Source organism: Aquimarina megaterium XH134 (assembly GCF_000520975.1).
GTDB classification, from domain to species: Bacteria; Bacteroidota; Bacteroidia; order Flavobacteriales; family Flavobacteriaceae; genus Aquimarina; species Aquimarina megaterium.
Genome location: NZ_JACB01000003.1, coordinates 319,112 through 333,989 on the forward strand (window position 1 = coordinate 319,112; position 14,878 = coordinate 333,989).

15 protein-coding genes are annotated in these 14,878 nt (G+C 31.8%); 5 read left to right on the forward strand and 10 right to left on the reverse strand.

What is annotated here, in order from left to right; genetic code table 11:
* Nucleotides 1-44: 44 nt before the first annotated feature.
* Nucleotides 45-914, reverse strand: a complete 870-nt coding sequence (locus tag Z053_RS0104235) for an alpha/beta hydrolase (RefSeq protein WP_025663793.1) — start codon at nt 912-914, stop codon at nt 45-47.
* A gap of 256 nt (nt 915-1,170) precedes the next feature.
* Between Z053_RS0104235 and Z053_RS0104240 the strand changes: the two genes are divergently transcribed.
* Nucleotides 1,171-2,691: a DEAD/DEAH box helicase gene (locus Z053_RS0104240; protein WP_025663794.1), complete on the forward strand. Its 1,521-nt coding sequence runs from the start codon at nt 1,171-1,173 to the stop codon at nt 2,689-2,691.
* Nucleotides 2,692-2,697: 6 nt separating this feature from the next.
* Here the strand turns inward: Z053_RS0104240 and Z053_RS0104245 are convergent, their stop codons facing one another.
* From Z053_RS0104245 to Z053_RS0104265, 5 genes are all read right to left on the reverse strand, one after another.
* Nucleotides 2,698-3,732, reverse strand: coding sequence for an NADP-dependent oxidoreductase (locus Z053_RS0104245; RefSeq protein ID WP_025663795.1), 1,035 nt, complete (start codon nt 3,730-3,732; stop codon nt 2,698-2,700).
* A gap of 90 nt (nt 3,733-3,822) precedes the next feature.
* Complete coding sequence (locus Z053_RS0104250; RefSeq protein ID WP_025663796.1) at nt 3,823-4,608, reverse strand: PhzF family phenazine biosynthesis protein; 786 nt, start codon at nt 4,606-4,608, stop codon at nt 3,823-3,825.
* 20 nt (nt 4,609-4,628) lie between these two features.
* Complete coding sequence (locus Z053_RS0104255; RefSeq protein WP_025663797.1) at nt 4,629-5,228, reverse strand: short chain dehydrogenase; 600 nt, start codon at nt 5,226-5,228, stop codon at nt 4,629-4,631.
* 11 nt (nt 5,229-5,239) lie between these two features.
* Nucleotides 5,240-5,605 carry a cupin domain-containing protein gene (locus tag Z053_RS0104260; protein WP_035094950.1) on the reverse strand — a complete coding sequence of 122 codons (366 nt, stop codon included), beginning with the start codon at nt 5,603-5,605 and terminating at the stop codon, nt 5,240-5,242.
* Nucleotides 5,606-5,661: 56 nt separating this feature from the next.
* Nucleotides 5,662-5,988 (reverse strand): ArsR/SmtB family transcription factor, encoded by a 327-nt coding sequence (locus Z053_RS0104265; RefSeq protein WP_241459807.1) that lies wholly within the window; start codon nt 5,986-5,988, stop codon nt 5,662-5,664.
* 571 nt (nt 5,989-6,559) lie between these two features.
* On the opposite strand from Z053_RS0104265, the gene Z053_RS0104270 reads away from it, so the two are divergent.
* Nucleotides 6,560-6,751: a hypothetical protein gene (locus tag Z053_RS0104270; protein ID WP_025663800.1), complete on the forward strand. Its 192-nt coding sequence runs from the start codon at nt 6,560-6,562 to the stop codon at nt 6,749-6,751.
* Between the two features lie 70 nt (nt 6,752-6,821).
* Here the strand turns inward: Z053_RS0104270 and Z053_RS0104275 are convergent, their stop codons facing one another.
* Entirely contained in the window at nt 6,822-8,375 is a 1,554-nt protein-coding gene (locus Z053_RS0104275; RefSeq protein ID WP_025663801.1) for a M20/M25/M40 family metallo-hydrolase, read from the reverse strand.
* A gap of 125 nt (nt 8,376-8,500) precedes the next feature.
* Here Z053_RS0104275 and Z053_RS0104280 point away from each other — a divergent pair, with 125 nt between their 5' ends.
* The gene (locus tag Z053_RS0104280; protein WP_035094960.1) at nt 8,501-9,715 is read left to right on the forward strand and encodes a class I SAM-dependent rRNA methyltransferase; all 1,215 of its coding nucleotides are present in this window, start codon (nt 8,501-8,503) and stop codon (nt 9,713-9,715) included.
* A 43-nt stretch (nt 9,716-9,758) separates the two neighbouring features.
* On the opposite strand, the gene Z053_RS0104285 is transcribed toward Z053_RS0104280, so the two are convergent.
* Entirely contained in the window at nt 9,759-10,169 is a 411-nt protein-coding gene (locus Z053_RS0104285; protein ID WP_025663803.1) for a DUF2541 family protein, read from the reverse strand.
* 151 nt (nt 10,170-10,320) lie between these two features.
* Nucleotides 10,321-11,154 (reverse strand): OmpA/MotB family protein, encoded by an 834-nt coding sequence (locus Z053_RS0104290; protein ID WP_025663804.1) that lies wholly within the window; start codon nt 11,152-11,154, stop codon nt 10,321-10,323.
* A 395-nt stretch (nt 11,155-11,549) separates the two neighbouring features.
* Between Z053_RS0104290 and Z053_RS0104295 the strand changes: the two genes are divergently transcribed.
* Entirely contained in the window at nt 11,550-12,449 is a 900-nt protein-coding gene (locus tag Z053_RS0104295; protein ID WP_025663805.1) for a M23 family metallopeptidase, read from the forward strand.
* Between the two features lie 5 nt (nt 12,450-12,454).
* Here the strand turns inward: Z053_RS0104295 and Z053_RS0104300 are convergent, their stop codons facing one another.
* Nucleotides 12,455-13,711: a response regulator gene (locus Z053_RS0104300; RefSeq protein ID WP_025663806.1), complete on the reverse strand. Its 1,257-nt coding sequence runs from the start codon at nt 13,709-13,711 to the stop codon at nt 12,455-12,457.
* A gap of 380 nt (nt 13,712-14,091) precedes the next feature.
* Here Z053_RS0104300 and Z053_RS0104305 point away from each other — a divergent pair, with 380 nt between their 5' ends.
* Complete coding sequence (locus Z053_RS0104305; RefSeq protein ID WP_035094965.1) at nt 14,092-14,736, forward strand: hypothetical protein; 645 nt, start codon at nt 14,092-14,094, stop codon at nt 14,734-14,736.
* The last annotated feature ends 142 nt before the right edge of the window (nt 14,737-14,878 follow it).

Here is a 14,878-nt window from a genome sequence, read left to right on the forward strand (position 1 = left end):
ACCTAAGTAGTCGTATAAACTGGCTTAGAATAACTAATCAATAACTATTCCAAAATAAATTCTATGATTTTGGATATTACTTTTGGGTCTCCCAAAATTTTTCTGTGACCTAATTGTTCAGTAAGAAGCAGTTGTCCGTTTTCTAGATTATTAATGATTTCATGAGCTGCACTATAATGTACATCAACATCATTTTTATCATGTACTACTAGAGTTGGTATGTTAACTCCGACAGCAGAGGTTGCTCCAGAGTAATTGTCAAGATCTTCTCCATACCTTTTATCAAAGTATGTTTTTAATAAACGACCCACTTTTTGGTTTAATTGTAAGTTTTTTGCAAAATTTTTAGTGATTGCGGTAATACTATTGGCGGTACCAATAATAACCAGGGATTTAATTTGTAATCCAAACCGGGTAGTTCTTAATAATGACATTCCACCTAATGAATGTCCTATTGCTGCTTCAAATGGACCATGAGTTTTTTCTAATTGGTGTATTGTTTCGATAAAAAAGGGTAGCATACTTCTTTTTCCCGGAGCATGCCCATGTGCTGGAGCATCAAAACTTACAGTGCTATATCCATGTTCTAATAATTGATCTGCAATTTTAGAAAGTTGCGTTCCACTTCCAGACCAACCGTGAGCTAAAAGAATTTTTTTATCAGAATTTCCATAGTTATAGACGATAACCTCTCGGTTAATTTTTTTAATTCGAATTCTTTCTTTTTTACTTTTTTCATACATTTCTTTCTCTCTATCGGGCATTTTGTAACCAAAAGGAGTTAAGAATATTCTAGCAGCAAATCTTGAAGCCAGAAGAGGGGATATCCAATTCAATACTTTTGCTGTATATACAATAGATTTAGGAATTAAAAGTGCCTGTACAGGGATTAGATCTTTGTCTGCTTTAGCCATTAAATAGGTATTTATTGAAAAGATAAAAGTAAAATAACAACTGTTCTTGAAATTTACAATGATGATAAATTAATAGTATACAAAAAAACGTAAAGAAACAAAAAATGTCTAGTTTTTACATACAGATTAGGACTTATATGAATTCTGATAAGATAGTAAAAATAAAATGTAAATAGATTAAATATATCTTCTCAATTCTTTCATATAACCTTTAAAAGTGTTTAATTTTGTAGTTTATTTTTTTAATAGGAATTACATGGGATTACAACCCAAGAGGGTAGATAAAAAAGAACAAAAAGTACTTTACGATTATCAGAAACGGGATATAGATAAGATATTTAATCGTCTAAAAGAATTTTCCCAAAAATATAATCTGTTGTATCAACTTCCTACCGGAGGAGGAAAGACAGTTATTTTTTCTGAAATTGTTAGAAGATATATAGAATCCACTCGAAAAAAAGTCGTTGTTCTTACACATCGAATTGAACTCTGTGGTCAAACCTCAAAAATGCTAACCGAGTTTGGGGTAAAGAATAAAATCATAAATAGCTCTGTTAAGGAACTCGATGATCAAAACGAATATATGTGTTTTGTTGCAATGGTAGAAACCCTTAATAACAGGCTTAATGAGGATCATCTAGAGCTTTATAATGTAGGAATGGTTATTATCGATGAAGCTCACTATAATTCGTTTAGAAAGCTTTTTAAATTTTTTAGCAATTGTTTTATCCTTGGGGTTACTGCTACACCACTTAGTTCTAATATGAAACTCCCGATGAAGGATAATTATAATGAATTGATTGTAGGTGATACAATTGGTTCATTAATTAATAGCGGGTTTTTAGCTAAACCTGTAATTTATACCTATGATGTTGGATTAGGATCATTGAAAATAGGGATGAATGGAGATTATACTGTAAAATCTTCAGAAGATCTGTATACCAACATGTTAATGCAGGATAAGCTATTGCATGCTTATGAGGAAAGATCAAAAGGTAAAAAAACATTGATTTTTAATAACGGAATCAATACTTCTATTTATGTTTATGAAACTTTTAAAAAAGCCGGATATCCCATTCGTCACCTTGATAATACAAATAGTAAGCAAGAAAGAGAAGATATTTTGGTATGGTTTAAAAATACGAGTGATGCAATACTTACTTCTGTGAGCATTCTTACTACAGGATTCGATGAACCCACAGTAGAGAGTATTATACTTAATAGAGCGACAAAATCACTTACATTATATTTTCAGATGATTGGTAGGGGGTCCCGTATATTACCTACTAAGCCAGAATTTTCAATAATCGATTTAGGAAATAATACGGCAAGATTTGGATTATGGAATTCTGATGTTGACTGGCAATCTATTTTTAGGTCGCCAGATTTCTATTATGATAACCTGGTAGGGGATGAGGAAATAGAACGTAATTTTAGGTATGTATTACCAGAGGAGTTAAGAAAAGAGTTTTTAAAATCTGAAGATATTGAGTTTGATATCGAAGCCGAATATGCAAAAACCAAACGTTATGGACATAGAAGTTTAACGGTTCTTGAAAAATCTATAGAGCAGCATGCTATAATGTGCGTACAAAATAGCGAAGACGTTTTTGATGCACGAATTCTAAGTAAACTTTTGGATCAGGACATAGAGTATCGTGTACGCAGATATTCTTATTGTATTAGTAAAAGTACTAAGAATTATAGAGATTGGTTAGAAGAAGATTATAAACGAAAATTGAGATCTAAAATCAATCAGCTATTTATGGATGATTAATAGTAATTATATTTTTACAATTAATTTTCCCATGTTTTCCCCGTAGAAAAGCATATTTAAAGCATTGGGTAGGTTTTCAAATCCTTCAATAATTGTTTCTTTGTATTTTATTGACTTATTAATTACCCATGGAGTCATTTCTTTAAGCATTTCATCCATTTTATGATTATAATCTCTTGCTAATACTCCTTGTATTGTTGCTCTCTTATATAGTAATTTATGTAAAAACCTAGGACCTAATTCTGGATTATCCAACCCGCCCGAATATTGAGAAATTTGACCACAAATTATGATCCTTGCATTAGTATTTATTAATTCGAATATAGCATCGGTGATAAACCCTCCTACATTATCATAATATATATCTATTCCTTCTGGGCATATTTTAGAAAGTTCATTTTTCATTTCTATTGCAGAGGAGTGTTTTTTATAGTTGATTATAGCATCTACTTTCAGCTCATCTTGTAGATATTTGGTCTTTTTATCTGACCCTGCAATACCTACCACTTTACACCCTTTTAATTTTGCTATCTGTACAACAATTTGCCCAACCGCTCCAGAGGCACCGGACACGACAATAGTTTCTCCTGTTTTAGGTTTTCCAGCTTCAATTAATCCAAAATATGCAATACGCGCAGGCATTCCTAAGACTCCTAATGCAGTGGTTACAGGAGTTTGGTTTGGGTCTAATTTCCGAAGATTATTAGCTTCAGTAATAGCATATTCTTGCCAACCAGTGTATGACAATACCCAATCACCAGTTTTAAGAGAAGTGTTAGAACCGTTTATAGCTATTATTTGACCAACTACTGCTCCGCCTTGAATAGTATTTAAAGGATGAGGGCTTTCCCAGGTGTTTTTACTGGATTGCTGAATACGCATATATGGATCTATACTAAAATATTCTGATTTTATCAATGCTTCACCAGGTTTAAGATATAACTTAGAAATGGTCGTTTCTTTTATGGTATAATGACTATTGTCTACTAATTTCTCAGGTCTTTTAGTATAAATCCATTGCCTGTTTCTTAATGTTGTCATGATAAGTATTACTAATATGATAGTATACCGTGTTAATTTTGTAAAACCAAATACTGCTATTTGGTTTTACAAAATTACACTTTCTATAAATTATATTTCTATTTCTCCAATAAGGTATGGAACCGAATGTCCGCTAAGGAAAACACGGTTTCCATCTAATTTGCAATCTAATTCTCCTCTACGAGCAGATAGTTGCTGAGCTTTAAGATTATTTTTACCTAGTTTTTTAGCCCAAAATGGGACCAGAGAAGCATGAGCAGAGCCTGTAACCGGGTCTTCGGGTTGAATAATCCCATTTGCATCAAATACACGAGAAACAAAATCTGCATGTTTTCCTTCGGCAGTGATTACAATACATAAATAGGGCAGGTCTTTAAGTAAATCGAGTTTAGGATTCTCGTTTAATACTTCTTCTTCAGACGAAAGTGTGATCACCAAATCACGAGCAGCAAAAGTAGCAATAGGTTTTGCGTTTAGAGCCTGATAAATTTCGGATGGAATTTCAACAGGCTCCGGAGGTCTCGAAGGAAAATCTAATGTGATTGTTCCGTTAGTCTCTTTTTTGGCCTTTAGAATTCCACTTTTTGAAGAAAATGTAATTTCGTTGATAGAAGTGTCAAGATAGTTGAAAATTACATATGCCGATGCAAGTGTAGCATGACCACATAAGTCAATTTCTGCATGAGGCATAAACCATCTTATTTCGTAGATATTATCTTTTTTTACAAAAAAACCTGTTTCTGCCAAATTGTTTTCTACTGCAATGTTCTGTAGAGTTTGGTCCTCTAACCAATGTGGTAAATGACATATTGCAGCAGGATTACCCCCAAATAGTGTTTTGGTAAAAGCATCGATCTGATACATTGAAATTTTCATGATTTTATGTGTTTTGTTATTTAATATTTTTTACAAATAGTACCAGTGTTGCTGTTGTTAAATAGTTGTTTGTAACTATCTACTACATCTGTAATATTAACAGGGTAGTATCCAGCAAATTTTTGATCTTTGGGAAAATCTCCTGCAATAGCACCAGGAGCCACAACATTTAACCGAATCCCACGATCTAATTCTTTTGATGCTGCACTAACAAAACTGTGTAGAGCACCATTTACAAGTGATAACCCAACAGCATTAGGTTCATAATGTTCTGCCAGAATACCAGTTGTTAGGGTTATTGAGGCATTGTCATTTATATAATCTTTTGCTACATGTACAAGGTTGACTTGGCCCATTAATTTACTACGTATCCCTATATAATAATCATCTTCTGTTAATTCTGATAATGGTTTCCAGGAAGCAGTGCCTGCGGCATTAATTACTGCGTCTATTTTTGGTAGTTTTTCAAATAACGCTTTTATAGATGTTTTGTTCGTAATGTCTACAGGGTAGGATTTACTATTTCGATGAGCACCAAATACATCATTATACTCATTCTTAAGGGTGTCATAAATTGCACTGCCTATTGTACCAGTAGCACCAATAACTAAGATTTTCATACATTTTCTTTTTAGATGGTTTCTAATTTATCTCGCGTTAAATTTCCAGGAGTGTTCCCTGTATTGATTGTAGTGTTTGGCTCGAAGAGCATTACAGAAACTTCTTGTTCTGCCACTGGTCTATGCTCTGTTCCTTTTGGAATAATCAAAAACTCATTGGCTTTTAAATGTACCGTTCGATCGCGAAACTCCATTTTAAATTCACCATTTACAACATAAAACATTTCATCTTCATTATCATGTTTATGCCATACAAATTCACCTTTAAACTTTACTAATTTTACATGTTGCCCATTAAGTTCTCCAACAATTCGAGGATTCCAATGATCAGAAAAGAGAGAGAACTTGTCGTCGATGTTTACTTTTTCTATATTCATTTTGATATTAGTATAATTATATATTTAATTTTATAAATATGTATAACTAAATTTTTTTATAACTCCTTATTTATGGTTTCTAAAAATTCTTTAATTACAGATTCATTCCTTTTAAAATATGTCCATTTCCCATGTCTAGTTGTAATTAACAGACCAGCTTTATACATGCCAGTTAGATAGTGTGATATAGTAGGTTGAGATAACCCTGATTTATCCTTAATATGTTGTCCGCATACACCATCGTTGAAATGCCCAAGTTCTTCATGAGGAGGGAAATTAGCCTCTGGATCTTTTAACCACTTAAGTATATCTAAACGTGTTGCATTCGATAAAGCTTTATTTATTTCAAGTATTCTTGCATTATTCATATAACAAATATACATATTTAATTTTATAAATATGATAAAAATCTTTTTATAACATTCATTTATAACAAATGATTATTATTTTTTGTTATAATATATTGTTAATCAGTGTTTTGTAAAATAATTCAGTTTTATTGTGTAACAAAAGTAAAGAATGTTCGTCTAGTAAGTATAGGCAGTAAAGAAATGAATAATTTCTTGAAGATAAGCAAATTAGTTTTAACGATACCTATAGGGCGCGTATCTTGATATATCTTGAGATGAGTGCTTTAAAAAAAGGTTTATTTGCTTTAAACCAATCATAGAATTGAGTTTTTACTTAAAAGAATTCTTGATTCAAACAATATAAATAAGAGCGTTTATCCTGATACATCTTGGGATGGATGCTTTTTTTATGGCCATTCTGATAATTAAACAGTACTTTTTTTGAGTTTTTCCTGTATCCAAATACAGCGTAATTATATTACTTTTACTGAGATTAGTATTCTATGAATTTAGAACTTGTTATAAAAACTATATTCTATTGATCAACAGAAGACTAATCAAATAAATACTATGAAATCTCAATTAACCACAAATATTTACACAAATGAAAATTATCTTAAACCTAGATGGCGTAAAAGCTCTCAGTAAAGAGGAGCAAAGCAAAATCTCTGGGGCAGGACGTTATGCCTGCACACAAAGAGGTAGAATGTGTTGTGAACTTGCTCCTGGAGGTCCGTTCTGTGATGCTGGTATCTGTACTGGTATTGGCGGATCTGGAGGTTGTCTCTGGTATTGATCATTACTCGAAAAACAAGTTTAAAAACGAGACTGTAATAAAACAGTCTCGTTTTTTGTTTCTGTTATAATTAGTTTTGTCCTCCTTTTCGGTTTGGGCTTCTTAATTCTGGCCAGGTGCGTTGTTTTTTTGTACGTTTATTTACGGGTAATACACTTTTTTCTCTCGAAGTTTTCTTTGGGTCTTCACTAGCTTTATATGCCAGAATCGCAGTTAAAATTACATTATTAAGTACATCATCGAATATAATTTTATCATATGTATCACGATTTGTATGCCAAGTATAATTCCAGTACGACCAATTAAGTGAACTTAATGAAAACGCGGGAGCTCCGGCTGATACGAAAGAAGCGTAATCCGAACCGCCTCCGCCAGGAGTGCCTGGGAACGTAGTTTCTATATGCTTAGTGATGTTTTCGGGAACAGCTTCTAACCATCTTCCTACATAATCATAAGAATGTAGGAACCCTTGCCCAGATAGACGAACCACACGTCCTGTACCATTATCCTGATTAAATAAAGCTTGTACACCCGATACAATTTTTGGATGATCTTCTACAAAAGCTCTGGATCCATTTAAACCTTGTTCTTCACTTCCCCAAAGTCCTATAAGTATAGTACGTTTTGGATTTGGATATATTTTTTTAAGGATACGTGCAGCTTCCATCATAGTTATGGTTCCGGTACCGTTATCTGTAGCTCCGGTACCGCCATCCCATGAATCAAAATGTGCAGAAAGAATAATATATTCATCAGGTTTTTCGGTTCCTTTTATTTCTGCAATTGTATTAAATGTAGGCATCATTCCTAATTCTTTAGATTCTGATACAATTTTTATTTTTGGATTAGAACCATGTTTTACCAAACGATATAACATTCCGTAATCTTCTAATGATAGGTCTACTGTTGGTATTTTTTTTGTTCGTGCACTAAATATTTTGTTCACTCCAAACCCCTTAGACCAATTACTTTGTGCTATACCTACAGCACCGGCTTGTTCTAAAGCAGGAGCAAGAGTTCGACGATTATATCCAGTTTTTTTTATGTTTTCTCTCCATGCTTTTGTTTGCTTACTTCTTTGTTCTTTCATTTTTTTGAAAGATTCCTCTGTAGCGAATTCTTCCCAGTTATAATCAGGCCTTCCTGTAGGTTGATTCATAGATATCATTACAATTTTACCTTTTACATTTGGTAACCATTTTTGAAAAGCAATTGAATCTTTTACTTCTGGAATAACAATTAACTCGGCTACAATACCGGTGCTACCAGTACCAGGACTCCACGCTAGTTGAGTCCCTTCAAGAGATTTTACCCAAGGGGATACCATATCAATGTGAGTAATTCCTCGTTCCCATCCTCGCCATTCTCCCCATTTTTCATTTCTGGCATCAATTCCCCAGGTTTTGTATTTGGCTACAGCCCAATCATGAGCTTGTTGCATTTGTGGAGTACCAACCAATCTAGGTCCAATACCATCCATAAGTTCATGTGCCAGTTCTTTTAATTTAGAATTTTCTGTGGCTTCTTTAATAATTTTTCCAATTAATGGATCTTTACCCTGCGCCGATGTGACAAAACAAGAAAGATACGTTACAATAGTGATAAGTGTGAGTATGCGTTTCATATGGATTGATTTTTATTTCTACAATTTAAACATATCAATATTTTCGTGGTTTTTATTTAACAAAATCTTAATTCATTTGACATAATTATTTTAGGAAAACAAAATAATCACTATTCTTGCATACGATGAATATTGTTCCTGAAATAACAACTAAAAGGCTTGCTGTTAAGGTAAGGCCTTCGGCCGAAAAGATAATAAAACAAAGACATCCTTGGGTTTTTGAAGATAGTATTATAAAGCAAAATGTAGAAGGAGAAGCAGGTGATTTGGTGATCGTTTATGATACCAAAAAGAATATTTTTTTGGCTTGTGGTTTATATGACCCATATTCTCCTATACGTATTAAATTAATTCAATTTAGGAAAACAGCACAGATTAATACAACATGGTTTGCTGAAAAAATTTCTGAGGCATACGAAAAAAGAATACCTTTATTAGAAACAGATACCAATAGTTACCGATTGTTATTTGGAGAGAATGACCATCTTCCCGGATGTATTGCAGATGTGTATGACCAGGTTCTTGTAATTAAGCTATATTCACATATTTGGTTTCCTTATCTAAACTGGATCATAGAGCATCTAGTTGCTGTGTCGGGTTGTAAATGTGTTGTGCTTAGATTAAGTAGGTTGTTACAATCTAAAGGTGAAGTGTATGATCTAAAAGATGGTCAAGTAATTTATGGAACCCTGAAAAATGAGGTTGTGGTTTTTAGAGAACATGGAGTTTTATTTTCTGCAAATGTAATTAAAGGTCATAAAACAGGATATTTTCTTGATCATCGTCATAATAGAAAAAGAGTAGGGGAGCTTGCTTATGATAAAACTCTTTTGGATGTGTTTTCTTATGCTGGTGGGTTTTCGGTTCATGCTTTAAAAGGCGGCGCAAGGAAAGTTGTAAGTTTGGATATTAGTAAACAAGCTTTGGATATGGCTAAAGAGAATGTTGCTTTAAACGTACATAAAGGAAAACATGATGTTATTGTAGCCGATGCTTTTGATGGATTACAGAAATTAATAGATCAAAAAATTGTATTTGACATTGTAGTTATAGATCCTCCTTCTTTTGCGAAAAGGGCAAGCGAAATTCATAAAGCTATGATTAGTTATGCTCGATTAGCAGAACTGGGTTCATATCTGGTATCTCCTAACGGGATTTTGGTTTTGGCTTCTTGTTCTTCTAGGATTTTGGCCGAGGATTTTTTTAAAATTTCTGAGGAGAGTATTCTTAAATCTGGAAGAAAGTTTAATATATTAGAAAAAACCAATCATGATATTGATCATCCCATTTCCTTTCCTGAAGGAGCTTATCTTAAATGCGGATATTATAGACTTGATTAAATAATACCAGATTTATCTAAACAAACCTGGTATCATATTATTTTTAATGCTTTCCAAAGACATGAACCTTTGCCTTTTTTCTAGATAAATTTTTAGTATCATAAAAAAAGGTAATATCTCTAATTATGCGCTTTCCGCCTTTAAGGTCTATTATTCTTGTTTCGCTTTTACGAGAAAAATTGTGTTTTAATTGGATTACATCTTTTTTCCCGTTACCATATTGGATAACCATTTTGTGCATGTTTAAAGAGCCTCCTGTAACTTTAACTTTAAGTTTTTTGAACCCTCCTTTTCTTGCCGTTACCTTTATAACATCTTTATCTAATCTATAATTTACTGTTCTTGAGCCAAGGTGTTCCCAACTATTTATAGTAGAAGTAAAACTACTTGTTATTAGTAGCGTTATTAGTAAGAATAAAAAAGCAGGGATTTTTTGTAGTGTTATATTTTTCATAGTTTTTAAATGTTTTGATTTATTACTAAGACACTCTAACCATAAAAAGGTTTAATCCGTATTCTTTATATGATAAAAATTAAAAACGAGATGAATATGATGATCCATCTCGTTTTTAAAAAATAACGTAGTTGTTATTTAAAAGGTATGATTAGTTAGAAGACAGCATTGCAAAAAACTTATCCATATTTGGTAATAATACGATTCTTGTACGTCTGTTGATTGCCATATTTTCTTCACTATCATTCTCTACAAGAGGTTTATAACTACTTCTTCCAGAAGCGATTAATTTAGCAGGATCAACATTGTAATTAGATTGTAGTTTTCTAATAATAGATGTTGCTCTTTTTACACTTAAGTCCCAGTTATCTTGCACAACTGCATTACTAATGGTTCGTGGATCGGTATGACCTTCTATCATTACTTCAATACTTGGCTCAGAATTAATTACATCTGCTAATTTTTTTAATACTTCATCAGCTTTATTACTTATTCTGTAACTACCGCTTTTGAATAACATTTTATCAGAAATAGATATCATAACTACAGTATTATCAATATCTATAGAAATATCTTCATCTTGTTTTAGATCATCTGATAAAGAATTTTTTAAATTATGAGATACTGCTAAATTCATCGAATCTTTTAAGGATTTAGCTCCCTGAAGTTTTTGTTGATCAACCTTGGCTAAGGTTTCTTTCATTTTCTCTTTGGTTTTGTTAGATATTGCTGCAACATCTTCTACCATTACCATTTTTTCATCATTAGAGTCTTTTAAAGAACTGATCTTAGCATTATAATCAGCTACTCTAGCTTCAATCTTAGCAAACTTGCCTTCCAATTCATCTTTTTCTACTGCAGTCTTTTGCAACGTACTACGAGTGTCTTGCAATTCTTGCTCTAATGCAACATACTTCTTCTTTGACACACACGATGTCATGATTAATGCCCCTGACAAAGCAATAAATGTGAATGATCTTTTCATGGTTATTTAATTAATAATTAGTGTTATTTTAAACTACTACTAGGGCCATTTATTGTTGTACTAATTACTAATGTTTTCATATCAATTTCTTAAAAAGTGTTAATAGTTTTTTAAATACATATTATCCCGTAAAATACCTACGGAAAGCCTGTATAGCTTATGTTTTGTAACGTGTTGATTATCAAAATTCTAAAGGGATTGTCGAAAAAAACATGGCAGATGTTAAAAAATAAATTATTAACTTATTGTAATAACGTATTATTTTTACAGTTATATTGTAGAAAATAAACCCACTACCCAGGTCTACTTTAATTACTAAAAAAGTATAACAATAATTGATGTTTTTAATTAAAAAAAGACTTGTATTTTGCTTCCTGATATTTTCACCATTCCTGATGATAGTCGCACAGGAAACTTTGGAGCAAACAGAAAATATTCCAGTTGATCATAAAAAATTAGTCGTACAAGGTGAGATTATCTGCCTACCCATTTATCCTAAAAAGAATAATAATTATTTTCCTGATGAAAATGATGTATCAGAAAATTTAGAGGCCTATAATACAAAATGGGATAACCAACAATTTAACCCATATTGGAATGAGAACCTTACATTTCCCTTTCAATTAGCATTTCAGGATGAAGATTTTTCACCACCGGTTGATCGTAAAATGGTAATTACATCTCGTTATGGTTGGAGAAGAGGACGGCCACATCAAGGTATAGATATTGATCTTCAGGTCGGAGATAGTGTAAAATCAATATTAGAAGGTAAAATTCGATATGTTGGATATCATGGTGGACATGGAAATACAGTAGTGGTAAGGCATTATAATGGATTAGAGACTGTATATGCTCATCTTTCTAAGTCGTTAGTAAAAGAGAACGACGAGGTAAAAAAAGGACAAACTATTGGCACAGGAGGGGTAACAGGAAATGCAAGAGGAAGCCATTTACATTTAGAAGTACGATATCATGGTAAAAGTATTAATCCAGAGTATTTGTTTGAGTTTGCCAGTGATACAAAAATTAGATCAGATACTCTTTTTGTAACAAAGAAATGGATGACGCCCAGATATCATAGATCGACTCGTATGAGCAAAATAGTTATTCATAAAACTATGGAGGATATCGCCAGGATTAAAGAAGAACAAAAAAAGATTTATACGGTGCGTAAAGGAGATACTCTTCATCGAATAGCCAATAAGTACGGATTGGCAGTTTCTGAAATATGTAAAACCAATTCGCTAAAATATAATTCGGTGCTAAAAATTGGGCAACAAATAATTATAAACTAATTAGTTCAGTGGGTATGTATTGGATTATCTACATGTCTGTGGATCATTTCTAATAAATGATTTTTGTTATAAGGTTTTAATATGTAATCGTTTAGCCCTGCTTGTACAATCTGCCTGTTTAATTGGGTAACATCTACTGCGGTTAAAGCAATAATTGGTGTTTTTGTATCAAACTCACGTATCCTCTTTGTAGTACCAATTCCATTTAGTTTTGGCATATTAATATCCATAAGTATTACATTATACTCATTTTCTCTAACTAATTCTATGGCATCAAAACCATTATCAATAGTCGTACAGTCAAAGTTTTCTTTAGATAGTATTTTGTCTGCAACCAGGAGGTTTAATTTATTGTCATCTACAATTAATACTTTAAGCTTTGAAGTATTAGAATTGTTAAACGAAGTGTTGTGGTTTATACCTTCTTTATTAACTTGTGACTTAAAATCAATAACCAATGCGTACTCAGACCCTACATGAGAATTATTTTGGATAATAATTTCGCCATCTAGAGCCGAAGCAAGTCTATTTATTATTTTTGAATTAATTCCTGTACCCAGGTATGTTTTTTTGGCATTTCCAACGTTAATAAACTCTTGGTAGATAGATTTTTTGTCTTCTTTTGAAAGCTCATCTCCATCGTGATTAATTTTAAAAGAAATAGTAGATATATTTTCTTTTTTCTTAATTAAAATTACTGAGAAATATACATTTCCATTTTTGGTAAAACGTAAGGCATTACTTATTAAATTCATCAGTATTTGAGAAAGAATACCAGGATCTCCATAAATCATTTGATCAATTTCTGGATCAAACTCAAAATGCAATATGTTGTCACTATTCTCTGTAGCATAACTAAAAGAATGTGTAAGGTTTTGAGTAACCTCTTTTATATCAAATAATACATTTTGTACAGTAATTTCTTCAGAATCTAAAAAATTAACATGTAAAACATTATTGATAAGTGTAAAAAGATAATCCCCAGAAAATTTTAATGATTTCAGGTTTTTATCATTTTTAAGATCAGGATATTCTTCTTCTAGAAGATTAGTAAGCCCCATTATTCCATACAAAGGTGTTCTCAACTCTTGACTAAGAATAGAAATAAGGTTTTGTTGCAATTGAAACTGTTTCTCCGTTTCCTTGCTTAAAGATTTTAATTCTATATTCTTTTTTTTAAGTTTTTTGGTAACTTTTTTGTACTGTATATACAGAAAAAGGAGCATAACCAGAAGTACTCCCCCGATAGCATAATAGATCATACCTATTTTTAATAACAAAATAATAAATATAAGGTTTATCTTACAAGTTTGTAGGTGTATTTTTTTACATATTTCTAATAATTTATGGTTTACCGTAAAATTATTGGAGTAATAAGAACAAATTTAGTTATTTAGACATCAAAACACATGGTATTTTATAGGGGGTATTCTCCAAAATCAACATAAAAAGATTTTCAAATATGATCAATTAGTTATTGATAGGCATAACTAATACTGTTGGAAATTGTAATTATTACAGATTTATAACGTCTTTATTAGTATAAATGATGGACAGGAAATAAGATTTTATAGTGAATTAACAGTCATAAAAGACCTATAATATTTATCTTTACTTAAAATTAATAGGAGGCATAAAAGAGATGAAAGCTAATTTTTGTATAGTTTTTTTGTTATGTATGGGAATGGTAATGCATGCTCAAATAGAAAATTCTACTTCTTTGCGAATTGATGCCAAAAGTGATCTTAATACAAATAAGTATAGTCTGTCTAAAGGTTTAAACCCAAATTTTAATAGCGATTCGTCTTTATATAAAACTCCAGAAGCATTATCTGAGTATGCTCGTAGTAAGCCAACTTTTGATATGACAGGTAATGATGGTTTTTTTAAACCCAAAGCAGATGCTGTTCCAAAATGGTTCAAAAAAGATAATGAAATCAAAGACGAGTATAGAAGTGATCAATATCTTGGCGATTTTAAAAGTAATGGAGAATTTGTAAGATTGATGTATAGAGATCATCAGTTTGTAGATGGTGATGTGGTTAGAATTTATCTTAATGATGCTGTTATTGTTTCAAAAATATTTCTTACCGGAGATTTTAAAGGTATCTCGGTTGATCTTGCTAAAGGATTTAATAAAATAGACATACAGGCATTAAATCAAGGAGAATCAGGGCCTAATACTGCAGAATTTCATCTTTATGATGACAAAGGCAACATGCTTACAAGTAGCGAATGGAATCTTACCACTGGTGTTAAAGCTACATTGATTGTGGTAAAAGATTAAAAGACTTACCTTTTTAGAGCTACTCATTATTATCTATGATAGCTTATTTTTAGTAAATTTTAAGAGTATAATTAAGAGCTCATATAATATGTATAAAATATTCTGTGATTTTTTTGATATGTCTCATACTAATAAGGAAAAA

Excerpts from the sequence above, each read along its gene's own strand:
- Z053_RS0104240 (WP_025663794.1), top strand. The coding sequence starts at position 1,171 with ATGGGATTACAACCCAAGAGGGTAGATAAAAAAGAACAAAAAGTACTT.
- Z053_RS0104250 (WP_025663796.1), bottom strand. The coding sequence starts at position 4,608 with ATGAAAATTTCAATGTATCAGATCGATGCTTTTACCAAAACACTATTT.
- Z053_RS0104265 (WP_241459807.1), bottom strand. The coding sequence starts at position 5,988 with ATGTATATTTGTTATATGAATAATGCAAGAATACTTGAAATAAATAAA.
- Z053_RS0104300 (WP_025663806.1), bottom strand. The coding sequence starts at position 13,711 with ATGATCTATTATGCTATCGGGGGAGTACTTCTGGTTATGCTCCTTTTT.
- Z053_RS0104270 (WP_025663800.1), top strand. The coding sequence starts at position 6,560 with ATGAAAATTATCTTAAACCTAGATGGCGTAAAAGCTCTCAGTAAAGAG.
- Z053_RS0104255 (WP_025663797.1), bottom strand. The coding sequence starts at position 5,228 with ATGAAAATCTTAGTTATTGGTGCTACTGGTACAATAGGCAGTGCAATT.
- Z053_RS0104275 (WP_025663801.1), bottom strand. The coding sequence starts at position 8,375 with ATGAAACGCATACTCACACTTATCACTATTGTAACGTATCTTTCTTGT.
- Z053_RS0104245 (WP_025663795.1), bottom strand. The coding sequence starts at position 3,732 with ATGACAACATTAAGAAACAGGCAATGGATTTATACTAAAAGACCTGAG.
- Z053_RS0104260 (WP_035094950.1), bottom strand. The coding sequence starts at position 5,605 with ATGAATATAGAAAAAGTAAACATCGACGACAAGTTCTCTCTCTTTTCT.
- Z053_RS0104295 (WP_025663805.1), top strand. The coding sequence starts at position 11,550 with ATGATAGTCGCACAGGAAACTTTGGAGCAAACAGAAAATATTCCAGTT.
- Z053_RS0104305 (WP_035094965.1), top strand. The coding sequence starts at position 14,092 with ATGAAAGCTAATTTTTGTATAGTTTTTTTGTTATGTATGGGAATGGTA.
- Z053_RS0104285 (WP_025663803.1), bottom strand. The coding sequence starts at position 10,169 with ATGAAAAATATAACACTACAAAAAATCCCTGCTTTTTTATTCTTACTA.
- Z053_RS0104280 (WP_035094960.1), top strand. The coding sequence starts at position 8,501 with ATGAATATTGTTCCTGAAATAACAACTAAAAGGCTTGCTGTTAAGGTA.
- Z053_RS0104235 (WP_025663793.1), bottom strand. The coding sequence starts at position 914 with ATGGCTAAAGCAGACAAAGATCTAATCCCTGTACAGGCACTTTTAATT.
- Z053_RS0104290 (WP_025663804.1), bottom strand. The coding sequence starts at position 11,154 with ATGAAAAGATCATTCACATTTATTGCTTTGTCAGGGGCATTAATCATG.